The following is a 25809-nucleotide window of genomic DNA, read 5'->3' as shown; positions in this document are numbered from 1 at the left end:
TGTCAGGAAAGGTAATTTTTATAAGGAGGGGTCAGTGTTGAAGTTTACTGAAAGCGGACTTGAAGGGGTTAAGGCTGAGCTCAGCTGGCTAGACGACTTAATGGAAAGCAAAGGTCTTATCAGAGCGGGTCAATGGGATTACGAGAGAGTCACCTATGACAAGAAGTTTTCGACGATTGAGGGTACGTTTTACCTGCGGATACAAGGTATTGCGGCAGAAGGCGATGTCGGAAGCGGGCGCGCCGTGATTCAATTAATGTCCCCTCTCCTAGGAAAGCATTACTACCCTCATGGAGTAGAATATGGAGAAACGGAAGAGTTTCCCGTACAGGTTGTGACAAAAAGCAAGGCACTGATTCAGGACATAGCCAACATGTTAAAAACAGTTCAAATGTAACGAAAAGGTACAGCATATCTCGCTGTACCTTTTATGATATCGTCTGCTGAATATACGGCGGCTCCTCCTGCCCGTCCTTTTCCCTTTCTTTCTTCACCCATTGGAAAAAAATAATGGCCAAAAAAGTACCGTACACAATTTCCTGAATGATTTTCATCATGACTGCTCCGAGCTGCTGATCCTCTAACAAAGGCAGTGTATTCAACATCTCTGGCCCTGTTAATGGGACCTGCCCCATCATATCCGCTGGCACACAAAGCCTCATTGCCTCAGCCCATAAAGCCGGATCTGTATAGGTGGCGTATAACGGTGCACCGCTGAACATGATCAAGGCGCAAGCAGGTGTGAGCAGCATACCGTCCGCCATAATATAACCCAGCTTCATCAAGCCGCTGAGCTGCCGTAGACGCTCAACCTTATGAACAAGCGGCCACCACATGAAGAACGCAAGCACAAAGATAAGCCAAGTGATTAATGTATGGTAAAACGGATCCGTTTTGACAGTATCAAATATAAGCGGTACATGATATAAAGAAAAAATGCCGTTAAACAAAAGCAAAGCAATTAAAGGCGTCGTAAAAAAGGAAAAAAACGGTTTGATTGAAGGCCTGAAAATGATTTTTTCCCAGAGCCATGCAGGAATTCCCGCGATTAACAGCGGCGGGACAACCAAATACAGGACGGCCATCTGCACCATATGTGCGCTGAACATAATATGTCCGAGCAGATCAACCGGGCTTCCCTCGGCTGCATATAAAAACAGCATCGCCGACAGAAAGCATACCATCTCTTTACCAGTTATTCGATTTGGCTTTGAAGACATTCGCCTGTAAAAATAGAGATAAAGCGCCGTAATGCCTAACAGGATACAAAAAAGATAAGGGCTCCACATCGCGCGAAACCCAAATATCTCCAACTGATTCATTTCTTCACCTCCGGTGGCTGTTCAAATTACCACCATATAATTGTCACAAACGCAAGCACAGTGATAAACGCGACAAACACCCCTGAATACAAAAACAGTGCCGGCGCCTCATGCCCTTTCTGATTCATATGCATGAAATAATACAGCTGAAAGATGACTTGAATTGCAGCTAGCAAAATAATGAAAGGAATCGTAAACCAGCTGCCGACACCGTCCGTGGCCACAGTCAGAAATGCAACAATCGTAAGACCGATCATTAAACCAAAAGACAGGACTTGATATTTCATCTCTCGGGCATGCTTTTTTTTCTTAAATTCAAGGTCGCTATTGATATGCCCTCTGCTTTTTTTATCGACCATGTTTATCCCACCATCCCCATTAAATATACAACGGTAAAGATGAAGACCCACACGACATCAATAAAGTGCCAATAAAGGCTGGCAACGTAAAACTTAGGCGCCGTATACAGATTCAGCCCTCTCTTGGCATTGCGGATCATAAGCGTGCTGATCCACATAAGCCCAAATGCCACGTGGGCGCCGTGTGTACCGACAAGCGTGTAAAACGCAGAACCAAGGGCAGAGCTTGTGATGGTAAAGCCAAATTCATGGGTGTAATGCTTGAACTCATAGATTTCCAGTCCTAAAAAGCCCGCCCCCAATAAAATCGTAATTCCCAGCCAAAGCTGCATCTTGCCGAAGGAAAAGTTCTTCATGTGGTACATCGCGTACACACTCGTTAAACTGCTCGTTAATAGAAGCATTGTGGCAATGAATACAAGTGTCACATCGAACATTTCCGTCGTAGGCGGATCACCGGCATTTGAATTCCGAAGCGCAAGAAACGTGGCGAAGAGAGACGCAAACAGAACAGTCTCTCCGCCAAGAAAAAGCCAAAAGCCTAAAAATTTATTTTTCCCTTCCAGGGTTACTTTTTCAGGAGAAGCTGGAAAGGTTTCTGCGGTGAATTTTTCTTGAACTTGCATTATGCCTTCACCCCTTTATCATCGTTCGGCAGTTCCTCTTTATGAATATGATAGCCGTGATCATCAATTACTGACCGAAGCAGCATCGTAATAAATGTGATGCCGAGCCCGATAAAGATCACCGGCAGGCCCCAAGCGTAATCACTTCTGTACAGCAGCCCGAACGCTGCGACAAAAAGGCCGAAGGAAATGACGAGCGGCAGGATTGAGCCGTTTGGCATATGAATATCATCAACCGGTTCCGCCGGCGTCATTGATTTGTGCCCTGCCTGCTTCTCAATCCAAAACGGATCAAGTCCTCTGACAAAAGGAAGCTGTTTAAAGTTATACTCCGGCGGCGGTGAAGAAACGGTCCATTCCAGCGTACGTCCGTCATGCCATGGATCAGCACCTACATATTCACCTTTTACCGATGTCCATATGACATTGACCAGCAGAAGAATAACAGCTGCCGCCATAAAAAACGCCCCGATTGTACTGATCAAGTTGCCGGTTTCCAGACCCTGTCCTGGCAAAAACGTATAAACCCGGCGCGGCATCCCCATTAAGCCGACAAAATGCTGAATGAAAAACGTGAGGTGAAAGCCGATAAAAAACAATACAAATGAAATTTTCCCCATCGTTTCATGCAGAATTTTACCGAACATTTTCGGCCACCAGAAATGAACACCGGCTAAAAGGCCGAATACAACGCCGCCAATAATGACGTAGTGGAAGTGCGCAACCACAAAATACGTATCATGGAACTGATAATCAGCCGCAGCAGCTGCCAGCATGACTCCCGTCACACCGCCGAGCACAAAGGATGGAATAAATGAGACAGCATACAGCATAGCGGTTGTATACTTCACATTTCCTCCCCAAATCGTCAACAGCCAGTTAAAAATCTTAATCCCGGTCGGAATCGCGATAGCCATTGTTGCAACCGCAAAAATCGCATTTGCAATTGGGCCGAGACCAGTCGTGAACATGTGGTGCACCCAAACCATAAAGCCCAGAAAGCCGATGAGCACGATTGCAAAAACCATTGAAGAATAGCCAAACAAACGCTTTCTGGCGAACACAGGGATGACCTCAGAAAAAATACCGAATGCAGGCAAAATTAGGATATAAACCTCCGGGTGGCCAAAAATCCAAAATAAATGTTCCCAAATGACCGTATTTCCGCCAAGCTCCGGATTAAAGAAATTGGTTCCGAACAGCCGATCCAGCATCATGAGAGCCAATCCAACCGTAAGCGGCGGAAACGCGAACAAAATCAATGCCGAGGCCACAAATGTCGTCCATGTAAACAAAGGCAGCCTCATATACGTCATGCCCGGAGCCCTCATGTTGATAATCGTGGCCAAAAAGTTAATCCCGGCTATCAGCGTCCCGAGCCCCGATATTTGGAGTCCGAGGACGAAAAAGTCTATGCCGTGCCCTTTAGAATGAAGCGAAAGTGAGGCATATGATGTCCAGCCCGCATCTGGCGCTCCGCCCAAAAACCAGCTTAGATTTAAGAAAATGCCCCCGAAAAAGAAGAGCCAAAAACCAAGCGCGTTTAAAAATGGAAACGAAACGTCCCGAGCCCCGATCTGCAAAGGCACAACCGCATTCATCAAGGCAAATAAGAGCGGCATCGCAGCCAGAAAGATCATCGTCGTTCCGTGCATAGTCATTACTTCATTGTACGCTTGAGCACTGAGAAACGCATTTTCCGGCTTTGCAAGCTGAATTCTGATAAACATCGCTTCAATTCCCCCGACAAGAAAGAAGAATCCCCCTGCCACTAAATAAAGAATCGCGATTTTTTTATGGTCCACCGTCGTCAAATAATCCCAAAGCATAGATCCGCGCGTCCGCTTTTCTGTAAGCGCATTCAACATATGTGACCTCCCCCAATATCTCCCTTTCTTCCCTACTTGCTTTCCGCTTTTAAGCCTTTTAAGTATTCATAAAGCGCATCTGTTTCGCTGTCTGAGAGCTTTGGATATGTGCCTGTCATTTTGTTCCCCGGCTTTATACTGTCAGGGTCCTTCAGCCAAGCCTTCACATTTTCTTTGTTGGCCTCTTTCACCCCTGCCACTTTTGTCCTTTCACCGAAGGTCGCCAAGTTAGGTGCCGTTCTAGCGGCTTCTGCACGCTTATCATTCGGCTCTACCGCATGGCAGCTCAGGCAGTTTTTCTCTTTAAACAGTTCTTCACCCTGCTTAGCCAAATCGCTCTCTGCTGTAGACTTATAGTTCTTCATTTCTTTTGTCCAGCCCTGAAATTCTTTTGCAGACATCGTCTTCACCTTAAAATCCATCAGCGCATGTGAAGGGCCGCAAAGCTCTGCACACTTCCCAAAAAACATATCTCCTGCCTCTTTGCTTCGTTTTGAATCAAATGTCAGGAAGAACTTATTTTCATTATCCGTATTCGTATCAAGTTTTCCTCCAACTGAAGGAATCCAGAAGGAATGTTTTACATCAGAGGCTTTTAAATTAAAATATACACGCTGATCTGTCGGTACAATCAGCTCCTGGCTTGTGATAATGCCGTAATCAGGGTACTCAAACTCCCACCAGTATAAATTTGCCCTAACATTGACTACAAGAGCATCCTCAGCTTTGCGGCCTTTTTTATCCATTGGTGATGTGTCCGCTAGCTCCAGCGTATATAATACAACAGGAATCACAAGAATAATGAGCAGCAAAATCGGGATCACGGTCCATGTGATTTCTAAAAATTTATTCCCCTCTACCTGTTTCGGTATCGTGTTCTCACCGACCCGTGATCTTCTGAATCTCACAATCACATAAAAGAAGATAACAGATACTACTGCAACAACAACCACCATAATCAATGTGCTGAGCACTGTCAGGTCATACTGTTTATCAGCCACCTCGCCAGCAGGCTTGAGCGTGGATAAAAAAGGTTTTCCACATCCGCTTAATAGAAGCGGCACTAAGGCTAATAATAAAATAAGACGCCAATGCTTTACCATTTCACCCAACCCCTTTTCTGGTCAATACAAAGGCGGAAAGCGGATCGAAATCTATCGCCATCCAACCTATCACCAATAAAGCACTTACATTTCCTCTTCTCTTAAATTATGAGTTTTTTTACTCAAAATGCCATCTATGTATAAAAGTAAAGCCGCCTGATTAAACAAGAGGTCAAGGCGGCATTTACTAGTTGTCATCGTTTATTTTGAAGCGATAAAACAAGCATCATATCTATTTTTTAGAAAAGCGTCAAGACAACCATGGCAACGAAATAGATTGTCATGTAGTTAAGCGAGTAAACGAACATCTGCGTTGCCCACTTCATGATATTCTTGGAGCGGAATCCCATTAAGCCAAGAATCAGCCAGCCGATATTTAACAGCAAGCCGAGAATGACAATCGGAAGACCCAGGCTACCAAGGAAAAACGGAAGCGGCATCAGGCACGCAACCCACACAATAATTTGTCTTTTTGTCACTTCAAAACCATATACGACAGGAAGCATCGGAATATTTGCAGCTCTGTAATCCTCAGTTTTCTTGATAGCCAATGCTAAGAAGTGAGGAATCTGCCAAATAAATAAAATCATGAATAACACCCATGCTACGACACCGATATTCCCTTCCACTGCCGTCCATCCAATAAGCGGCGGCACTGCACCGGAAACGCTTCCTACTACTGTGTTAATCGTATAGCGGCGTTTCGTCCACATTGTGTACAATACAACATACGTAAAGACTCCGATAAAACCGATAACAGCAGCCATGACAGTTGTCATCAGCAGCATGATCAATCCTAAAGCAACCAGCAAAATTCCAGACCATAACGCCTGACTCGGCTGAATTTTACCCGTAACCGTCGGTCTTACTTTCGTACGCTCCATAAGATGGTCAATGTCCCGGTCATACCAGTTATTGATCGCACAGGAGCCCGCAATAATCAGTGAAGACCCGATTAACGTAAGAAGAACGGTGTTTATATTGCCTAAAAAACTTAAACCGGAAATATGCAGTGCAAGCCACATTCCAGTGAAAGTCGTGATGAGGTTAGAATTGACGATCCCTATTTTAATAAGGGACAGAAAATCTTTCCATGCCGTTGTTTCTTCAATTTGTCCGTCTATAGCTGTATCATTTAAGATTCTGGAGTTAGCCATAACGTAAACCTCCCTTACAAACCTAACGCAGGAGAATAAAATAACCTGCAACTCTATCATACAAGATAACATCTTGTAAAAAAACATCCTATTAAATATTAAACGACAAACAGGAATTTATTTGTGAACTTTTTATGAATTTTACCAAAGATGAAGGCAATCTCCAAATCGGCATTACGTTTACCTTATTTCTATCAGACCCGGCATGAATAATCAAGTGTACATTTTCCAGAAGCCGTCATTCTATTATATTTTTGTGAACAAAAGGCTCTGGGAATTGCCACAAAACACATATTCGCTTACACTTGGAACGTATATAAAATTGCAGCAGTATGTTGAGAAGGTGAATATTGTATGAATAAAGCATTAAAAGCTCTCGGTGTTCTGACGACATTTGTCATGCTAATTGTTTTAATCGGGGGTGCCCTCGTTACAAAAACAGGTTCCGGCCAAGGATGCGGCAGACAGTGGCCGCTGTGTCACGGCCGTTTTTTCCCTGAACTGAATCCGGCTTCAATTATTGAATGGAGCCACCGATTCGCAAGCGGAATCTCTATTGTCCTTGTGCTAAGCCTTGCGTTTTGGTCATGGAGAAAAATCACGCCGATTTTCCGTGAAACAACGTTTCTCGCGATCATGTCAATTATCTTTTTATTTCTTCAGGCATTGCTTGGCGCATTGGCTGTCGTATTCGGTTCGAACGCGCTGATTATGGCGCTTCACTTCGGCATCTCATTAATTTCTTTTGCTTCAGTGCTTATTTTGACATTGCTCATATTTGAAGCTGATAAATCAGTCAGAACACTGGTTAAGCCGCTTCAAATCGGCAAAAAGATGCAATTTCACATGATAGGAATTTTAATATATTCCTATATCGTTGTGTATACAGGCGCATATGTAAGACACACTGAATCAAGTCTGGCATGTCCTGATGTGCCGCTGTGCAGCCCGCTGAACAATGGACTTCCGACCCAATTCCATGAATGGGTGCAAATGGGCCACAGAGCAGCAGCCTTACTGTTATTTGTATGGATTATTGTTGCCGCTGTTCATGCTATTATCTCCTATAAAGATCAAAAACAGATCTTTTGGGGATGGATCTCATGTCTTATTTTCATTACATTACAGGCACTGTCCGGGATTATGATCGTATACTCTGAACTGGCTCTGGGCTTTGCACTTGCCCACTCGTTCTTTATTGCCTGTCTGTTTGGCGTTCTATGCTACTTCTTATTATTGATTGCTCGTTTCCGTTACGAATCCAGGCAATCATAAGGACTCAAGACCAAAGCCTTAGGCGGCTTTGGTCTTTTTTCATGTCTTGTTTTGGCGCTTTATTGTTTCAATGGCCAGCCTTCGCTGAACTTGATGATCAGTGAGCGGCTCACTTAAGGCTGTCTCCTTTCTCATCGTGATTATAGAAATTTCATATGCATCTATAGCCCGCGAACATAAGTATTAATCATTTTGGCCATTGGAAAATCAGATAGTGCTTATAGAAATATGCATGGACTACTACAAAGCATCTAAAAAATTGGTGGTATATAAGCCTCTTTTTATTTTGGACTTGTGACAGTACTGTATAATCTCTGAAGTCCCCTTATATCTCTTCTAACCATCTGTTTCACTCCACATTTTCTATAAAAAAAACAAGAGTGTATATCATTGATATACACTCTTGTTTTTTTATGCTTTTTCAATTTCGAGAAGCAGATCTCCCGTTTGGATCGGTTCGCCATTTTTCACATGAACCTGCTTGATTGTTCCTGAGAAAGGCGCCTGAACCGTTGTTTCCATTTTCATCGCTTCATTAATCATCAAATGATCACCTTTATTGACTTTTGTGCCTGCTTCAGCCAATACCTTAATAACTGTTCCAGGCATGGAAGCTGCGATGTGGCTTGGATTTGTCCGGTCTGCTTTCAGCCTTTCCTGAACGGAAGACTTAATGCTTTCATCTTTAATGACTACTTCACGCGGCTGCCCGTTGAGTTCGAAATAAACGACGCGGGTGGCATCAGGCTGAGGCTCACCGATTGAAATCAGCTTAACGATCAGCGTTTTGCCGCGCTCAATTTCAACTTCTATCTCTTCACCTAATGTCATACCGTAGAAGAATGTCGGTGTATCTAATACCGAGATGTCTCCATAGCTTTCTGTCGTTTTCACATAATCAGTGAAGACTTTAGGATAAAGGGCATATGCCACAGCATCCTGATCTGAAATTTCCAAGTTATGCTGCTCTTTAAATTCCTGTTTGATCGCTTCAAATGACACCGGCTCAAGCAGTTCGCCCGGTCTGACTGTAATCGGCTCCTGCCCTTTTAAGATCAGCTTTTGCAGTTTTTCTGGGAATCCGCCATGAGGCTGGCCGATATTTCCTTTAAAAAGCTCCACGACAGAATCAGGGAAATCTAAAGATTCACCTTTTTCGTAAACGTCTTTTTCAGTCAGATTGTTTTGCACCATGTAGAGTGCCATATCTCCGACTACTTTTGAGGAAGGCGTTACCTTGACGATGTCACCGAACATATCGTTCACGCGTCTGTACATTTCCTTGACTTCGTTCCAGCGGTCGCCAAGGCCTACTCCCTTGGCTTGCTGCTGCAGGTTGCTGTATTGGCCCCCTGGCATTTCGTGTTCATAAATTTCAGTATGCGGAGACTTCATTCCGCTTTCAAATTCACTATAATATTTACGCACCGACTCCCAATATTGGGACAGCAATTCAACGCCTTGGACATTCATTTCCGGACGGCGGTCGTTGCCTTCCATCGCATGATAAAATCCGCTCGCGCTAGGCTGTGACGTTAATCCCGCCATTGAGCTGACCGCCACGTCTATGATATCAACGCCGGCTTCAACAGCTTTCGCATACATATAAATACCGTTTCCGCTCGTATCATGCGTATGAAGGTGAACCGGAATGTCGATCGTTTCTTTCAACGCAGAAACGAGCTCATATGCAGCCTGCGGTTTTAACAGCCCTGCCATATCTTTAATCCCGAGAATATGGGCTCCGGCCGCCTCAAGCTCCTTCGCCATCGATGTATAATATGCAAGGTCGTACTTCGTCCGGTTCTTGTCAAGGATATCTCCCGTATAACAAATCGCAGCTTCTGCCACTTTGCCGGTATCCCTAACAGCATCAATGGCTAACGTCATCCCTTTTACCCAGTTCAAGCTGTCGAAAATACGAAACACATCAATACCGGATTGAGCTGATTGCTTCACAAATTCTTTAATCACATTGTCCGGATAATTCGTATAGCCGACCGCATTTGATGAGCGTAGCAGCATCTGGAATAAGGTATTCGGCACTTCTTTGCGAAGATCTTCCAAACGCTTCCACGGATCTTCTTTCAGGAATCGGTAGGCTACATCGAAGGTCGCGCCTCCCCACATTTCCATACTGAATAGTTCAGGCCATAACGCAGCCGTCGGATTTGCGATTTTTTTCAAATCATGCGATCTGATTCTAGTTGCCAATAACGATTGGTGGGCATCCCTGAATGTCGTATCAGTTAAAAGGACAGATTTCTGCTCCTTAACCCAATTTGCAAGCCCTTCTGCGCCTTTTTCATCGAGAATTTGCTTTGTTCCTCTGGCAGGCTGCTGATCAACGTCTACTTTTACGCTTAACGGTTTGTCAAACGCCGGTTTTTCTTTTTTCCCGATTCCGGGGAAACCGTTTACTGTCACATTGCCGATGTAAGTGAGCATTTTCGTTCCGCGGTCTTTTTGTTTAGGGAAATTAAATAATTCAGGCGTTGTATCAATGAAAGATGTATCATATTGCCCTGTCAGGAACTTCTCATGTTTTGCAACGTTCTCAAGGAATGGAATGTTCGTTTTTATGCCTCTGATTCTAAACTCCTGAAGGTTTCGCACCATTTTGGCAGCTGCCTGTTCAAACGTTAAAGCCCAAGTTGAAAGCTTAACGAGAAGTGAATCATAGTAAGGTGTGATCACGGCGCCCTGGAAGCTGTTTCCGGTATCAAGACGGACACCAAAACCGCCGCCTGAGCGGTAAGCCATGATTTTTCCTGTATCAGGCATGAAATCATTTTGCGGATCCTCAGTCGTAACCCGTGACTGAATGGCATAGCCGATTGTAAAAATGTCCTTTTGCTCAGGAATATTTACTTTTTTGCTGTGAAGGCTGTGCCCTTGGGCAACAAGGATCTGAGTTTGAACAATATCGACACCAGTAATCATTTCTGTTATCGTGTGTTCAACTTGTACGCGAGGGTTTACTTCAATAAAGTAGAACTCGTTGTTTGCAACAAGGAATTCGACCGTCCCCGCATTTATATAGTTTACATTTTTGGCAAGCGCAACTGCCGCCTCACAAATTTGGTCCCTTAATTCAGGTGACAGCGAGACACTCGGCGCCACTTCAATGACTTTTTGATGGCGTCTTTGAACGGAGCAATCCCTCTCAAAAAGATGGACGACATTTCCCTGCTTGTCTCCAATGACCTGAACCTCAATATGTTTCGGATTCTCAATTAATTTTTCTACATAAACTTCATCATTGCCAAAGGCTGCTTTCGCCTCTGATTTAGCACGCTCATATGCTTCTTTAACTTCACTTTCAGATCTGACAATCCGCATACCACGGCCGCCGCCGCCAAGCGAGGCTTTAATGATGATCGGATAACCGTTAGCTTGTCCAAATTGTTCGACGGCTTCAAGCGTTTCGGCAGGACCGTCGCTTCCCGGAATCACGGGGATTCCCGCTTTTTCTGCCTGCTCACGCGCTTTTACCTTGTCACCAAACATATCGAGATGCTCGGATTTTGGACCAATGAATACGATGCCTTCTTCTTCACATCGTCTCGCAAAATGAATATTTTCAGATAAGAAACCGTATCCCGGATGAATTGCATCGACTTTGTTTCTTTTCGCAATATCAATGATACCTTCAATATCCAGGTAAGCATCAATCGGTTTTTTCCCTTCACCGACCAAGTATGCTTCATCCGCTTTGTACCGATGGTAGGAACCGGAATCTTCTTTTGAATAGACCGCAACTGTTCGAATATTCAACTCGGTACACGCCCGGAATATTCGGATTGCAATTTCTCCCCTGTTTGCTACTAATACTTTTTGTATCGATTGCTGAGACAAACTTTTCTCCCCCTTACCCGAATGGAATATAATCTATCATAGCGGAATATCCTTCCCCTGTACACACTTGTTTTTTACAGATAAACAGTTTTTTTGAGCTGTTTCTTTTTCATTCCCTTCGGCGCCAAGGGCTCTTTCTTTTTCTTATTCTCTGAATATTTCACAAACATGCTGATATTCGCTAATATCCCCATACTCCCCAGCAGCAGCACCAAAGAAGAGCCCCCGTAACTGATAAATGGCAGCGTAACCCCTGTAATCGGAATTAATCCGCTGACACCGCCAAGGTTAATAAACGACTGGATGGCAATCATGCTTGAAATGCCGATCGCCAGAAGACTTCCAAACGGGTCCTCACATTTTCTGGCAATATAAAAACCTTTTATGACGACAAAACCCAATAAGAAAATCACAAACAATACCCCAAAAATGCCGAGCTCTTCAGCAATGACAGCCATAATAAAGTCAGTGTGTGATTCAGGCAGATATCCGTATTTTTGGATACTTTCACCGAGCCCCAGGCCGAAAATGCCGCCTGAGCTGATCGCATAATAAGAATTGATCACTTGCAAACCTGATGAATTTGCATACTTAAATGGGTCTTCAAGACTCTCAAAACGCGCCAAACGGCCTTTAGTTAAAATTTGATCCTGATTTAAATAGAGAATCGGGCTGACTAAAATGAAAACAATTCCGCCGAGCAAAAGCAGCCTCACCAGCGTCTTTCCGCTGAATCCGGAGCACAAGATCATGCACGTCGCAATTAACCCTATAATCATGGCTGTACCGAAATCTGGCTGCATGGCAATTAACCCGCAAATTATAAGCGTCATGACTACCGGAGGGGCTACTCCCGTTAACAGATGGTCGATATAACTTTGTTTTTTTGCATATACGGCTGCAAGGTATAAAATCACGACCAGTTTCACAAACTCCCCAGGCTGAATACTCATTCCCCCGATTTTAAACCAGCTCTGCGCGTTTCCGGCAACATGCCCGAAAACAAACAGTGAGATAAGCGCAAGAACAGATACAAGCAGTATCCCCTTCTGAAACTTTTGATGGGCCAGTGCCTTGTAAGGAAACAACGCCATGAGAATAAATAGAGCGCCACCCGCAATTAAAGCAAACAGCTGCCGCATGAAGAAAAAATTACTGCTTACTCCATACCGGGAGACAGCTGTAATCATGCTTGAGCTGTATACCATCACTAAACCGAATCCGCATAATAAAACGATTGCGAATATCAGTGAGTAATCATAAGATTTTAGCATTTTTTTTAACATAACATCCTCTTCCCTGCTTCTAACTTCCATTATCTATGGTTTTTATGTATTTATCTTTTTTATTTTACTACAATTTATCAAACGAGACGAAGAATCTCTATACGATTCGGAAGGAATGTGTAAAAAAAGACCGTCTTTTATGAGATGAGAGAAAAATAGCGGTTATAAAAAAACCCAAACTGTTAATAAGTTTGAGTTTTATCATTTATTTAGCTGTAAACGCGTCATGTAAAGCAGACAATTCGCGTTCCAATGTGTATAAAAGGTCTTTACCGTCTTTTTCATCAACCAATCCCAGGCGGACAGCAAAATCGATTTCCCTCGAAAGCCCGAACATTTGAGTATCTAAAACCTCTTCATATAGAGGACATTGAGGCATCGTTAAGTTATCCATTTGTACTCGGATCAGCTTCAAAATCTTCTCAGCGTCCACTTTTAAGAGTTCAAAAGCTTTTTGCCGATGGTCAACTATCATCTCTGAAGCCAAAAGTATCCCTCCGTTCCCCAGGCGAGTACCTAATTCTTCTATTTATCATAAAGGGTATCAACAGAAAATGCAAGAGGATTTAAGCATATGACATAAATTAAAAAATACTCAGGCTGTACATCTCAGACATTATTTCCAAAAGCTTTACACCTGCAATGCTGTTCCCTTTTTCGTCTAATGCGGGGCCGAATATGCCGATCCCGAAATCGTAAGGCGAAATGCCCATAATCCCGCCGGATACGCCGCTTTTCGCAGGAATTCCGACCTTAATTGCGAATTCCCCGCTTGCATTGTACATTCCGCACGTCACCATAAACGTTTTGCAAATTCTAGCGACATCTTTTGAGATGACTTGCTCCCCAGTCTCTGGATGTCTGCCGTTCAATGCAAATACAGATCCGATTTTCGCTAAATCCAAGCTGTTCATCTCAATCGCGCATTGCTTCGTGTATAAATCCATTACTGCTTCTACATCATCTTCAAAAATGCCGTACTGCTTCATATAATAACACATCGCCCGATTAATCATTGAAGTGCTGTATTCAGATTCAGCCACTTCCCGGCAGTATGTAATCTCTTGGTTGTTTGTCAGCCTTCTGATAAAAGAAAGCAAATAATCAAGTCTCTCTTTCACCGTTCTTCCTCTTATCAGACTTGTCACTACCAATGCCCCGGCATTAATCATAGGGTTTAACGGCTTGCTCGGATTCACCGTTTCGAGCTTGATAATTGAATTAAACGGATCACCGGTCGGCTCCTGTCCAACATAACTGAAGACCTTATCTTTGCCGTATTCCATTAACACCAAAGCAAGGGAAAGGACTTTCGATATACTTTGAAGCGTAAATGTTTTTTCTACGTCACCTGCTGACAGACAAACATTATTGGAATAATAAATCGCCACTGACAGGTCGTGTTTATCAGCTTTTGCCAAGGCGGGAATATAGCTGGCTACCTCCCCCTTGTCCGTTACTTTTTTCGCCTTTTTCACTAAGGCTTCAAGCTCATCATTATGCCGGCATACCATGCAAACACCCTCGTTCCCTCAGCATTTCAATACACATAATTTGTACACAAAGTGACAATTCATGCGAAAACTTTTATAATTTTGAGAGAAGGGGGTCATATCATGAGCGTTATCCAAGTAAAAGGCAATGTTACATATCCAATTACCATTGATCCAAGCGTATGGATTTTTGATGATCGCAAATTTTCGTTTGACCGCAAAGGGGACAGTCAAGACACATATTTACAATCAGCCGGGGATGAATCAGACCTTGATCCGGAACGCGTCATCAGAGAGGGGCGAATCGCGCCGCCTACATTAAAGACGGAAAAGCAATATGAGAAGCAAAAACTGATGAACGGCAGTTTCGCAATGAGACTTGGGACTGTCCTGAAAAATGCTGAGCCGAACAGCTCTGCGACACAATGTGTATTTGTCACAAGTTCGGGAAAGGCCGCCGTTTCTCTGGAAACCGCTCTGAACAGTATTGTCCATTTCAGTGAGGCAGGCAAGCCGATTCAAGAAGGCGGCCCCGTGCATATTTACTTTGAAGACCCGGTCCATCACAAACAGCCGATTACCGATGTAAAAGAGATCGAAATCATTTAATGTTACAGCAAATCAGCTGCGAGCTGGGCGAGACCTGATCTCTCACCTTTTAACAGCTTCACGCTGCCTGAGATGGGTTGTCCTTTAAACCGTTCAACCACATAGGCCAAACCATTATTCAGACTGTCTAAATATGGGTGATCAATTTGTTCAGGGTCACCCATTAAGACAATTTTACTGCCTTCACCGACTCTCGTCAGCAAAGTTTTCACCTCATGCCTGGTCAAATTTTGCGCTTCATCAATGATAATAAATTGATCTGGAATGCTTCTCCCTCTGATATAAGTCAGCGCTTCTACCTGAATTGAGCCAATTCCCGCCAAAATAGCATCAAGCTCCCCTGGTTTTTTCGCATTAAACAGAAACTCTAAGTTGTCAAAAATCGGCTGCATCCAAGGCTTTAGCTTTTCCTCTTTTTCGCCTGGCAAATATCCGATGTCCTTGCCAACAGGAACAATCGGCCTTGCGACGACCAGCTTTTTGTATATTCCCAAGTCTTCTGTCTGTAATAGCCCTGCCGCCAAAGCTAAGAGCGTTTTGCCGGTTCCCGCTTTGCCGATCAGGGTGACAAGCGGAATATCTTCCCGCAGCAAAAGCTCTAATGCCATTGTCTGCTGTACATTTTTCGGCCTGATTCCCCATATATGTTCATCATCAAATACGAGTCTTTTTAATACCGTACCGGTTTTGTCTGCAATTCCGACTGCCGAAGAGGATCCTCCTAGCTCATCCTTCATTAAAGCAAACTGATTCGGGTAAAACGCATGCTGTTTCACATCGTTTACTGAAATTTGATTTTTTCCGTAAAAAGAGCTGAACAGCTGCTGACTGATATATAAATCTTTATAGCCGCTGTACATTTCATCATTGTCCACAACCCGGTCATTCAAGAAATCTTCAGCAAGCAGTCCGATTGCGTCGGCTTTAACTCTGACAAGTACATCCTTACTGACGAGGATAACCGGCCTGCCATTTTCCTTGGTTTCTTCCTCGAGGCTCAAGTTTTTCGCAACGGCTAATATGCGATTATCGTTCGTCTTTTCAATAAAGATCTCTTGCAGCTGGTGAAACGAACGATGATTCAGTTCAATTCTCAGTGTGCCGCCGGTGTCAAGCGGTACATGCTCATGCAGCCTGCCCTTTTGTCTTAGCGCATCGATTAGCTTAGATACGTGCCTTGCATTCCTCCCAACTTCGTCCATATACCGTTTTTTTGAATCAACCTCTTCTAAAACGACAGCAGGGATGACAACCTCATTTTCTTCAAAAGAAAATATCGCGTTAGGATCCTGTAATAACACATTCGTATCTAACACATAAATTTTACTCAAGTCTCAGCCTCCTGATATAAGGGTCAAAGTTCTTCCTGCTTCTCTTTTGATGAAAAAGGTGAATGCCTGCTAAAATATATGTTTTTGTGCATAAAGATAGAAGGTTAATTCAACAATAAAATTAATGAAAGCATTTTAAGGAGGGAACCCGCAAGTGCGAATTCTTTTCATTATCATACAGCTGACACTTATCCTGTCCGCTTGTGCCTATCAACAAGGAAAACAGGGCCAGAATGTTGAAAAAGAATCAACAAGACAGCAGGAGACTAAACCGATTCACGTAAAGGACACAACTCAAGAAACAAAAAACAATGGAACAAGAACGGATATTGCCAAACATCTTGTCAGCGTTGCTGAAAAAAACCCCGACGTCAAGGATGCAACAGCCGTTGTGCTGGGAGGTTATGCTGTTGTTGGGATTGATGTCGATGATACTTTGGACAGAAGCAAAGTGGAAACCATTAAATATTCTGTAGCTCAGGCGCTAAAGAATGATCGATATGGCGCCAACGCAGTAGTCATTGCTGATCCCGATACGGTCAGCCGCCTTCGCGAAATGAGCAGAGAAATCAGCGAGGGCCGTCCGGTAACAGGCATACTGGATGAATTAGCTGCAATTGTCGGCCGAGTGCTTCCCGAAGTGCCTAACGATGTGATTGACAATGAAGACGAACCGCAAACAAAGCAGCAAAATGACCAATTAAATAGAAAACAGCAGCAGGAAATGGAGAAGGAGCAAAACGATCAATCTGATCATCATATGAAAAAGAACAACAATGACTAAGCTATAGCCTTGCGCTTTAGCTTTTTCTTATTTTGGACAGCTTCTAATCCGTGCTATAATACATGTTAGTGAAAGAGGTGATATGATGAGGGTCAAATGTTCTATTTGCGATAAAATTGAAACAATTGATGATGATACCCTGATCGCGAAACGGCTTCGAAACCGCCCGATCCATACATATATGTGCCAGGAATGCCACGATCGGATTGCCAAAAAAACAGAGGAACGGCTGAAAACGGGAAAATTTACTTTTCACCCGGGACAGCAGAAAAAAGAAAAAGTCAAAAAATAAAGCGTCCGCTTAACCATACAGAACACAAAAAAGACTCAGCTTTCAGCTGAGTCTTTTATGATTTTGCAGACTGTCCTTTTTTCGACTGATACAGCCGGATTTTGTAAATGATTAAAATCAGCGCAGCGACGATCAATCCTTCTGCCACGGGCAAAAACACCCCTAAAAAAGTCAAAACAGTGCAGCCCAACGCCAAAAATACATACACCACTGCAGATTTTAATACAGGAAGCCGTTTAGCAAATCCAAGCTTAAATACAATAACGGCCAACACAAAAATCGTGCCGTACAGCAGCCACATGCCTGCCGCAGGCTGCCGGTCTACTTGATATAGAGCGGCGAAGAACGACAGACGTTCGCTTACGTCATTCAAAAAGATTCCCTCCCCTGTAAACGTACGGGTTCTATCTTTTCAAATTCTGCACGAGATTAAGACAATCCTGCTGTTTTTTTCTTTTTAGCTGCTTTTTCACGTTCGTTCTTATTGAGGATCTTCTTTCTTAAACGGATGGATTCAGGTGTTACTTCACAATATTCATCTTCGTTTAAGTACTCTAGAGACTCCTCAAGAGACATGATGCGCGCTTTTTTAATTGTAGTTGTCTGATCCTTTGTCGCGGAACGGACGTTTGTTTGCTGTTTCATTTTGCTGACGTTAACAACAAGGTCATTGTCACGGTTATGCTCTCCAACGATCATTCCTTCGTATACTTCAGTACCCGGCTCAACGAAGATGACACCGCGGTCTTCAATTCCTTGAATACCGTATGATGTTGCTTTTCCGTTTTCCATTGACACAAGTACACCTTGACGGCGTCCGCCGACTTGGCCCGCCTGCATCGGCTGGTAGCTGTCAAACGTATGGTTCAAAATACCGAATCCGCGTGTTAATGATAGGAATTCTGTAGAGTAACCGATCAATCCGCGGGAAGGAACTGTAAAGATGAGACGGACTTGGCCGTTTCCGTTGTTGATCATATCAACCATTTCGCCTTTGCGGGCACCCATTGATTCCATGACAGAGCCAGTATGCTCTTCAGGAACATCAATTTGCACACGTTCAACAGGCTCACAGCGTACGCCGTCGATTTCTTTGATAATAACTTCAGGTTTTGACACTTGAAGCTCATAGCCCTCACGGCGCATATTTTCAATTAAAATTGACAAGTGCAGTTCACCGCGTCCTGAAACAACCCAAGCATCAGGAGAAGCTGTCGGCTCAACACGCAAGCTCACATCCGTCTGAAGCTGTGATTGAAGACGCTCTTCGATTTTGCGGGCCGTTACATATTTGCCTTCACGGCCTGCAAACGGACTGTTATTCACGACAAATGTCATTTGAAGTGTCGGCTCATCAATGCGAAGCACCGGAAGCGGATCTTGATGGTCTACAGGACATACCGTTTCACCAACGTTGATATCTTCCATCCCGGAAACCGCAACGAGGTCTCCCGCTTTTGCTTCTTCAATTTCCACACGCTTTAAGCCTTGGAAACCAAAAATCTTTGTAACACGGAATGACTTTGCCGTCCCGTCAAGCTTCATAAGAGAAACCTGCTGTCCGACTTTCATTGTGCCGCGGAATACGCGTCCGATTCCGATACGGCCTACATAGTCGTTGTAGTCAAGAAGGGCAACTTGGAATTGAAGCGGCTCCTCTGCATTATCAACAGGTGCCGGAACATGCTTAATAATGGTTTCATATAAAGCTTCCATGTTTTCATCCTGTTGTTTCGGATCAAGACTCGCTGTTCCATTAATCGCGGAAGCATATACCACTGGGAACTCGAGCTGCTCTTCATTAGCATCAAGCTCAATGAACAGATCCAGAACTTCATCGATAACTTCCTCTGGACGAGCAAAGTCACGGTCAATTTTGTTTACAACAACAACAGGGTTCAGGTTTTGCTCAAGAGCTTTTTTCAGAACAAAACGAGTTTGAGGCATACAGCCTTCATATGCGTCAACGACAAGCACTACGCCGTCAACCATTTTCATAATCCGTTCTACTTCTCCCCCAAAGTCTGCGTGTCCAGGGGTGTCCAAAATATTGATACGTGTATCTTTATAGTTAATCGCAGTATTTTTCGCCAATATTGTAATGCCGCGTTCGCGTTCAAGATCATTAGAGTCCATTGCGCGTTCAGCAACCTGTTCGTTGGCACGGAACGTACCAGCCTGATGTAAAAGCTGATCGACTAGAGTCGTTTTCCCATGGTCAACGTGGGCAATAATCGCGATGTTGCGAAGATCATTTCGAAGTTTCACTTTTTCATCTCCTAAAAAAATTAGATAACTTTCATATTATATCACACATCCTCTTTAAAAGCGTCACGTTTTTCTGTAAACTTAATATAAGACGTAAAAGGGGATGGAATTTATGAAAAAAATGAATTGGCTTTTACTATTATTTGCATTTGCAGCGGTTTTCAGCATTATGCTGATCGGCGTCTTTATCGCTGAAAAAAGCCCTGCAGGCATTATCGCCAGCATTGTACTTGTTTGCGCTGTCATGGGCGGCGGATTTACATTAAAAAAGAAAATGCGCGAACAAGGCTTGCTTGATTAAAAGCATTGCCCCGCCGGCGACATTGTAATCAAAAAACACCGCAAAGAAAGCGGTGTTTTTCATTTCTTAAGCCTTATCTCCCCTGTTTCTTAGTCAGGAAGATGCAAAACAGCCTTCATACATAGACAATCGTTCTAACGATCACACGTGCAGCCTTCAAAAAGTAGTTCGGCAACGATACACATAAAATACCATAGCGCCTATTCCTCCACCGGAAACTACTCCCTATAATGGAATTTGTAGCACAATTCATAAAAGGGAGAGAAGAAACATGAAGAAAACATTTGTAAAAAAAGCTATGTTAACGACTGCCGCAATGACATCAGCTGCTCTATTAACGTTCGGTCCTGATGCAGCCAGCGCAAAAACACTGGTTGATAACACTGCTGTTCAACTCCAGCATCAGGCGAGCACTAACGAAGATCTCAATACATTCATTGATATATTAAATCAATGTATATACGAACAAGACGGTGTATATTATTTTGACAGCGAAAAAGCTGTCGAGTTAGGAATGACAAAAGAAGAGGCTCAGGTAATTGCTACACTCTGGGAATCGACATCAGAATTTTTCAGCATTGTTTCACAATGTGTGTATCTCGAGGATGGAAATTACAAATTTGATACAGAAAAAGCAGTTGAACTTGGCTTCACAGAAAAAGAAGCACTTGCACTTGAACAATTTTTCTCCGCTGTTTCTCTCAAGATTCACATTCTTCAAGCAGCCATTGTGCTACAAGATGATGTGTACAGCTATGATAAAGACGCAGCGCTACAAGCAGGTGCAACGCCACTGCAAGCTGACGTTTATGAAAAACTCTTCAGTGCCATGTCACAAGAACAGCTTGCCGCTATTTACGATATGATTCATCCCCAGGCTTAATGTGAAAAAGCGCTTGCCGGAATCGGACAAGCGCTTTTTTTATATCAGCAATTTGATGATCAGCATCATGGCAACCGCCGCTCCAAACCAGCAGGCAGCTTTCATGATCAGTAATCCATAGTACCTCTGTTTAAAACGCAGTTCTTCTTCCGGCAGATAAGCCTCCTCAACGGCCTGTTCGCTTTCCAATTCAAATGGCTCAGCCATCGTGTCATACATGTCTCTGCAGCTGCTGCACATTTTTAAATGCTCTTCTATAACGTGTTCCGTTTCTCTTTTACAATCACCTTCAAGATACAGAGGAAGCAGGTCTCTTACTAGAAAGCAGGTCATATCCGCTCCTCCTCTCTACTTTTCGTCATGTTTTTCTTAAGTTCTAATCTAGCCCGGTGCAATGTGGTTTTCACCTTAGAAAGACTCCATCCTAATATCTCAGCGATTTCTTCATAAGAAAGCTATTGGAATTCTCTTAAAATCAAAACGGATTGATGCTGATCTTTTAACTTCAGGAGCTCCTGCCGCAGTGTTTCGCTTTTCACCGTCCGTGACAGATACTGTTCAGGCTGCTCATAAGTTGTTTGCGTTACCCCTTCATTTTTGCTGATATCAGTAAATTGGTATTTGACATCCCTGCGGTACCAATTGATAAAGGTATGATGCGCAATGGTGTAGAGCCATGTTCTGATGGAAGAATGCCCCCTAAACGAGGCCAGACCGTTAAGAGCTTTCACGAACGTGTCTTGCGCTAAGTCCTTGGCTGTTTCAAGGTGAAGAGTCCTTCTGAATAAATAATTTAAAATTTCTTGATAATACTGCCGATACAAGTCCTCAATGGAATCCCTATGCTTCATTAAAAGTAAAACCACACCGTCATCCAAATGGCCAATAAAATGAAACAGATATACATGGAAGACAGGTATACTTTCATATATCTGATTTGGCTTTCTTCTTCAGCACCGGGACTTCTCTTTAAACAAGTTTTACTCTTTAAGTCTTCCGCATTCTTTTGAAATTGGGATTCATGCTGTTTCATCCATTCCATTGATTCATCCTCTAGCTCTCCTTCTTTATACAGGTCGTATAAGTCTACAAAAACAGACTCTTTTTCTTTATGATTCATAAAGACTTTTCACCTCTTGTGTTTCTCCATCCACTACATAGGCATCATGGCGATTTGAACCAAACGGCTGAATAATGATCAGCCATGCATAATGCCGTTCACCCTCTCTTTGAACGATAATCGGACGCATACGCTTTTTGTAAATAACATCCTGATATAGAGAAGCTACCTTTTCGTAAGCCAATGTTCCATTACGATATGTATAGGGGAATGACTGATCAGGTGTATCGCTGTATACATAAACGTTTAGCTGACCTTGATCTTCAAAAAACTCATATGTTTTAGAAGAATCAGTATACATCACCATGTCACTCTGACTGCTTTTTTTCTTCATTTCTGATACATCAGCATCGAAGACCGTTAATACCTGCCGCTGCAGCCGGCTGTTAGTCAGTGAAATTTCCTTTTTCATTGGAATCGAGAGACTGTGTAAACTACCGGATTCTCCATCAAACTCCAATACAATTCCATCTTTTGTTTCAACTCTCACCATGCTTCCAAGCAGGCTGTCGCTTTCAATATCAGTGATCTGATAAGGCTGTTTCAATATGTTCAGCGCTGTAAACATTTGTTCCACTTTGTCTTGAATGTCTTGTTCTGTTATATGAACATGCAATAGAGAGTCAAGCTGGTAAATCGATGGATCTTCACTAAAACCCATTAAGGTTTCCTTTTCCCAATAAAATACCGCGCCATCATCAGCATGATCTTTTTTATGAAGCTGGTTTTTCAGGTATATACGTACGACTGTCTGGCCGTCCTCATTTGATACCTTTGTTTCGATATGATCCTTATGTAACACACGTCCGTGTCGCTCAAGGAAAGCGATGGACTTTCGCTTGTACTCCTGATTCGTTAGCTTTTTCCCATGCGCTTTTTGTAAGTATTCATAATTACGAATCAGCTGCGATACTTCATCTACCTCAGCTTTATAACTCTTGCTTTCAAATGAGTAGAAATAATGCACATCCATGTTTGTATCGTGCAAATAAAGTGTTTTATCCGTAGGAAAAAATGACTTTAGTATCTGTTCCGCTTTTTCTGATGAAATGTGCTCCCCGACATAATTGAATGAATCATGGACATTTATCGGTTTTGATACAGCGAAAGCAGCCGTTCCTATGTTATATATCGGATTTAACAGCAGGACAAAAAACACCATGACAGCCATCGTCAGCCACTTATTCACACGCACATAAACCTCTCCTGACTTTTGGAACAGATGATAGCTCATCAAAAATCCCGCCATTGCCAAATAAATCGTATATGGCATTACTGCACCATAATCTTTTGAGATTTGATTGGGATATGGCGCAAGCAGCAAGACAAGCAGTCCGATAATCAGCGTATAAAATAAGCCGAGTAAAATCTTATTTGTTCTCCAATACAGCTTAAAAAACACAACATCCAACACAATAGGAAGAGTAATAATGAAAAACAGAAACACGAATGCAATTGGCTCGACTCCATCCGGATTTTCCTTCCAATACGTAAAGAAACTGAATATCATTTGTACGATTGGCAAACTGACAACGGCAAGGTCGAACGTATAAAACTTACCCTTTCCGCCATGATCACGCGGCATCAACATATAGTGAAAAGCCGTCAGCAGCACATATCCGTATAACAAAAAATGCAGCAGCGGCAGCAGTTCTTTTCCGTCCTCTCTTAAGTAAGCGCTAGTGAAGTTTGTTGATTGCACCTGGTGAATAAGTTCAACAGACACTCCCGCCAGCAGCACAATCCGCAACATAACACCCGCCAAGAACATTGTGCGCTGCCGGTTTATTTTGGGATGATGCCCCAAAAGATATAAACCCGCCAGAACAACAATTGACCATTGAATCAGCAGGGTGCTTTGTCTGCTTAATATAAAATAACGTTCGAAATGCAATACATAATGACTGAATAACTCCAACACGAACAACAATCCTTTACTTCTTATTAAGGCCTCATTCGGTTAGACAGCGGACTTTTCAAAAAGTTTCAAGTTGAAACAAAAATATCTCATCTTCCCCTTGATATGTAAAAAACATAACTCTTGAGTGAACCGTCACATGACACTTGACTCATCTTGATATTATTCAACAAAAACAAACACAGGACAATACTATCAATTTTGTCTAGTTATGTTAGTTTTTGTTGAGTATTCCAGAATGCTAGTTTAATATAACAATATAAAGTTTTCAGTATTTTCAAAAAGGGGGATTTATTGTGGGTTTAGGTAAAAAATTGTCTGTTGCTGTCGCTGCTTCGTTTATGAGTTTATCAATCAGCCTTCCTGGTGTTCAGGCTGCTGAAGGTCATCAGCTTAAAGAGAATCAAACAAATTTCCTCTCCAAAAACGCGATTGCGCAATCAGAACTCTCTGCACCAAATGACAAGGCTGTCAAGCAGTTTTTGAAAAAGAACAGCAACATTTTTAAAGGTGACCCTTCCAAAAGGCTGAAGCTTGTTGAAAGCACGACTGATGCCCTTGGATACAAACACTTTCGATATGCGCCTGTCGTTAACGGAGTGCCAATTAAAGATTCGCAAGTGATCGTTCACGTCGATAAATCCGATAATGTCTATGCGGTCAATGGTGAATTACACAATCAATCTGCTGCAAAAACAGATAACAGCCAAAAAGTCTCTTCTGAAAAAGCGCTGGCACTCGCTTTCAAAGCTATCGGCAAATCACCAGACGCTGTTTCTAACGGAGCGGCCAAAAACAGCAATAAAGCCGAATTGAAAGCGATAGAAACAAAGGACGGCAGCTATCGTCTTGCTTACGACGTGACGATTCGCTATGTCGAGCCTGAACCTGCAAACTGGGAAGTCTTAGTTGACGCTGAAACAGGCAGCATTTTAAAACAGCAAAATAAAGTAGAACATGCCGCCGCCACTGGAAGCGGAACAACGCTAAAGGGCGCAACTGTTCCATTGAACATCTCTTATGAAGGCGGAAAATATGTTCTAAGAGATCTTTCAAAACCAACTGGCACCCAAATCATCACATATGACTTGCAAAACAGACAAAGCCGCCTTCCGGGCACGCTTGTCTCAAGCACAACGAAAACATTTACATCTTCATCACAGCGGGCAGCCGTTGACGCACACTATAACCTCGGTAAAGTGTACGATTATTTTTATTCAAACTTTAAACGAAACAGCTATGATAACAAAGGCAGTAAAATCGTTTCTTCCGTTCACTATGGCACTCAATACAATAACGCTGCATGGACAGGAGACCAGATGATTTACGGTGATGGCGACGGTTCATTCTTCTCTCCGCTTTCCGGCTCATTAGATGTGACAGCGCATGAAATGACACATGGCGTCACCCAAGAAACAGCCAACTTGATTTATGAAAATCAGCCAGGTGCATTAAACGAGTCTTTCTCTGACGTATTCGGGTATTTTAACGATACAGAAGACTGGGACATCGGTGAAGACATTACGGTCAGCCAGCCTGCTCTTCGCAGCCTGTCCAACCCTACAAAATACAACCAGCCTGACAATTACGCCAATTACAGAAACCTTCCAAACACAGATGAAGGCGATTATGGCGGTGTACACACAAACAGCGGAATTCCAAACAAAGCCGCTTACAACACCATCACAAAACTTGGTGTATCTAAATCACAGCAAATCTATTACCGTGCGTTAACAACGTACCTCACGCCTTCTTCCACGTTCAAAGATGCCAAGGCAGCTCTCATTCAGTCTGCCCGTGACCTCTACGGCTCAACTGATGCCGCTAAAGTTGAAGCAGCCTGGAATGCTGTTGGATTGTAATATTAGAAAAAGCCTGAGATCCCTCAGGCTTTTTTTGTTACATATCTTGATTTCTCTCTCAGCAGAAACGACGAAAAGATGCTGCCATGAGACA

At 43.1% G+C, this 25809-nt stretch carries 24 protein-coding genes and 1 pseudogene; 8 read left to right on the top strand and 17 right to left on the bottom strand.

Annotated elements, in window-relative coordinates; genetic code table 11:
• The first annotated feature begins 34 nt into the window (after nt 1–34).
• Nucleotides 35–397 carry a YugN family protein gene (locus QF06_RS06495; RefSeq protein WP_003232238.1) on the top strand — a complete coding sequence of 121 codons (363 nt, stop codon included), beginning with the start codon at nt 35–37 and terminating at the stop codon, nt 395–397.
• Between the two features lie 31 nt (nt 398–428).
• On the opposite strand, the gene ctaG is transcribed toward QF06_RS06495, so the two are convergent.
• From ctaG to cyoE, 6 genes are all read right to left on the bottom strand, one after another.
• On the bottom strand, nt 429–1322 hold the full coding sequence (gene ctaG, locus QF06_RS06490) for a cytochrome c oxidase assembly factor CtaG (RefSeq protein WP_015715837.1): 894 nt from the start codon (nt 1320–1322) through the stop codon (nt 429–431).
• A gap of 26 nt (nt 1323–1348) precedes the next feature.
• Nucleotides 1349–1681: a cytochrome c oxidase subunit IVB gene (gene ctaF, locus QF06_RS06485; RefSeq protein ID WP_003232242.1), complete on the bottom strand. Its 333-nt coding sequence runs from the start codon at nt 1679–1681 to the stop codon at nt 1349–1351.
• Between the two features lie 2 nt (nt 1682–1683).
• Nucleotides 1684–2307: a cytochrome c oxidase subunit III gene (gene ctaE / locus QF06_RS06480; protein ID WP_003232244.1), complete on the bottom strand. Its 624-nt coding sequence runs from the start codon at nt 2305–2307 to the stop codon at nt 1684–1686.
• Nucleotides 2307–4175, bottom strand: coding sequence for a cytochrome c oxidase subunit I (ctaD, locus tag QF06_RS06475; RefSeq protein ID WP_032725638.1), 1869 nt, complete (start codon nt 4173–4175; stop codon nt 2307–2309). The genes ctaE and ctaD overlap by 1 nt, the downstream gene beginning before the upstream one ends.
• Before the next feature lie 32 nt (nt 4176–4207).
• Nucleotides 4208–5278: a cytochrome c oxidase subunit II gene (coxB, locus tag QF06_RS06470; RefSeq protein ID WP_014663859.1), complete on the bottom strand. Its 1071-nt coding sequence runs from the start codon at nt 5276–5278 to the stop codon at nt 4208–4210.
• 239 nt (nt 5279–5517) lie between these two features.
• Nucleotides 5518–6435, bottom strand: a complete 918-nt coding sequence (gene cyoE, locus QF06_RS06465) for a heme o synthase (protein WP_003232250.1) — start codon at nt 6433–6435, stop codon at nt 5518–5520.
• A 354-nt stretch (nt 6436–6789) separates the two neighbouring features.
• On the opposite strand from cyoE, the gene ctaA reads away from it, so the two are divergent.
• Entirely contained in the window at nt 6790–7710 is a 921-nt protein-coding gene (gene ctaA, locus QF06_RS06460; protein WP_021479351.1) for a heme A synthase CtaA, read from the top strand.
• Nucleotides 7711–8121: 411 nt separating this feature from the next.
• Here ctaA and pyc read toward each other — a convergent pair whose 3' ends face one another.
• The 4 genes from pyc to glsA form a co-directional block, all read right to left on the bottom strand.
• Entirely contained in the window at nt 8122–11568 is a 3447-nt protein-coding gene (pyc, locus tag QF06_RS06455; RefSeq protein WP_019712514.1) for a pyruvate carboxylase, read from the bottom strand.
• 74 nt (nt 11569–11642) lie between these two features.
• Complete coding sequence (gene ftsW / locus QF06_RS06450; RefSeq protein WP_021479353.1) at nt 11643–12854, bottom strand: cell division protein FtsW; 1212 nt, start codon at nt 12852–12854, stop codon at nt 11643–11645.
• Between the two features lie 205 nt (nt 12855–13059).
• Complete coding sequence (locus QF06_RS06445; RefSeq protein WP_003245286.1) at nt 13060–13341, bottom strand: Fpa/YlaN family protein; 282 nt, start codon at nt 13339–13341, stop codon at nt 13060–13062.
• Between the two features lie 97 nt (nt 13342–13438).
• On the bottom strand, nt 13439–14368 hold the full coding sequence (gene glsA / locus QF06_RS06440) for a glutaminase A (protein WP_041850863.1): 930 nt from the start codon (nt 14366–14368) through the stop codon (nt 13439–13441).
• Nucleotides 14369–14470: 102 nt separating this feature from the next.
• Between glsA and QF06_RS06435 the strand changes: the two genes are divergently transcribed.
• Nucleotides 14471–14956 carry a hypothetical protein gene (locus tag QF06_RS06435; protein ID WP_003245279.1) on the top strand — a complete coding sequence of 162 codons (486 nt, stop codon included), beginning with the start codon at nt 14471–14473 and terminating at the stop codon, nt 14954–14956.
• Nucleotides 14957–14958: 2 nt separating this feature from the next.
• Here the strand turns inward: QF06_RS06435 and QF06_RS06430 are convergent, their stop codons facing one another.
• A complete protein-coding gene (locus QF06_RS06430) occupies nt 14959–16287 on the bottom strand; it encodes a PhoH family protein (protein WP_003245272.1) in 1329 nt (442 codons plus the stop codon).
• Nucleotides 16288–16441: 154 nt separating this feature from the next.
• On the opposite strand from QF06_RS06430, the gene QF06_RS06425 reads away from it, so the two are divergent.
• Together QF06_RS06425 and QF06_RS06420 are read left to right on the top strand one after the other, a co-directional pair.
• Nucleotides 16442–17071, top strand: a complete 630-nt coding sequence (locus QF06_RS06425; protein ID WP_038827801.1) for a YhcN/YlaJ family sporulation lipoprotein — start codon at nt 16442–16444, stop codon at nt 17069–17071.
• A gap of 82 nt (nt 17072–17153) precedes the next feature.
• Nucleotides 17154–17363, top strand: coding sequence for a YlaI family protein (locus tag QF06_RS06420; RefSeq protein ID WP_003232271.1), 210 nt, complete (start codon nt 17154–17156; stop codon nt 17361–17363).
• A 55-nt stretch (nt 17364–17418) separates the two neighbouring features.
• Here QF06_RS06420 and QF06_RS06415 read toward each other — a convergent pair whose 3' ends face one another.
• Entirely contained in the window at nt 17419–17736 is a 318-nt protein-coding gene (locus QF06_RS06415) for a YlaH-like family protein (protein WP_003221327.1), read from the bottom strand.
• Between the two features lie 56 nt (nt 17737–17792).
• Nucleotides 17793–19631 (bottom strand): translational GTPase TypA, encoded by a 1839-nt coding sequence (gene typA / locus QF06_RS06410; RefSeq protein ID WP_003232278.1) that lies wholly within the window; start codon nt 19629–19631, stop codon nt 17793–17795.
• A gap of 112 nt (nt 19632–19743) precedes the next feature.
• Here typA and QF06_RS06405 point away from each other — a divergent pair, with 112 nt between their 5' ends.
• Together QF06_RS06405 and QF06_RS06400 are read left to right on the top strand one after the other, a co-directional pair.
• Nucleotides 19744–19932, top strand: a complete 189-nt coding sequence (locus QF06_RS06405) for a YlaF family protein (RefSeq protein WP_003245500.1) — start codon at nt 19744–19746, stop codon at nt 19930–19932.
• 271 nt (nt 19933–20203) lie between these two features.
• The gene (locus QF06_RS06400) at nt 20204–20815 is read left to right on the top strand and encodes a hypothetical protein (RefSeq protein WP_021479358.1); all 612 of its coding nucleotides are present in this window, start codon (nt 20204–20206) and stop codon (nt 20813–20815) included.
• Nucleotides 20816–20854: 39 nt separating this feature from the next.
• Here the strand turns inward: QF06_RS06400 and sigQ are convergent, their stop codons facing one another.
• From sigQ to QF06_RS06380, 4 genes and pseudogenes are all read right to left on the bottom strand, one after another.
• Nucleotides 20855–21148: an anti-YlaC sigma factor ylaD gene (gene sigQ / locus QF06_RS06395; RefSeq protein WP_003232283.1), complete on the bottom strand. Its 294-nt coding sequence runs from the start codon at nt 21146–21148 to the stop codon at nt 20855–20857.
• Nucleotides 21145–21666, bottom strand: a pseudogene (ylaC, locus tag QF06_RS06390) (RNA polymerase sigma factor YlaC). The gene sigQ and the pseudogene ylaC overlap by 4 nt, the downstream one beginning before the upstream one ends.
• The gene (locus QF06_RS06385; RefSeq protein WP_024572390.1) at nt 21666–21935 is read right to left on the bottom strand and encodes a hypothetical protein; all 270 of its coding nucleotides are present in this window, start codon (nt 21933–21935) and stop codon (nt 21666–21668) included. The pseudogene ylaC and the gene QF06_RS06385 overlap by 1 nt, the downstream one beginning before the upstream one ends.
• Nucleotides 21925–23865 (bottom strand): hypothetical protein, encoded by a 1941-nt coding sequence (locus QF06_RS06380; protein ID WP_076457755.1) that lies wholly within the window; start codon nt 23863–23865, stop codon nt 21925–21927. The genes QF06_RS06385 and QF06_RS06380 overlap by 11 nt, the downstream gene beginning before the upstream one ends.
• A gap of 284 nt (nt 23866–24149) precedes the next feature.
• On the opposite strand from QF06_RS06380, the gene nprE reads away from it, so the two are divergent.
• The gene (nprE, locus tag QF06_RS06375) at nt 24150–25715 is read left to right on the top strand and encodes a neutral metalloprotease NprE (RefSeq protein ID WP_003245026.1); all 1566 of its coding nucleotides are present in this window, start codon (nt 24150–24152) and stop codon (nt 25713–25715) included.
• The last annotated feature ends 94 nt before the right edge of the window (nt 25716–25809 follow it).

The sequence above is a fragment of the Bacillus sp. YP1 genome (assembly GCF_000877815.1).
Classification (GTDB): Bacteria; Bacillota; Bacilli; order Bacillales; family Bacillaceae; genus Bacillus; species Bacillus subtilis.
Note: the sequence above shows the minus strand (reverse complement) of the source record. Positions and strands in the feature narration are given on the sequence as shown.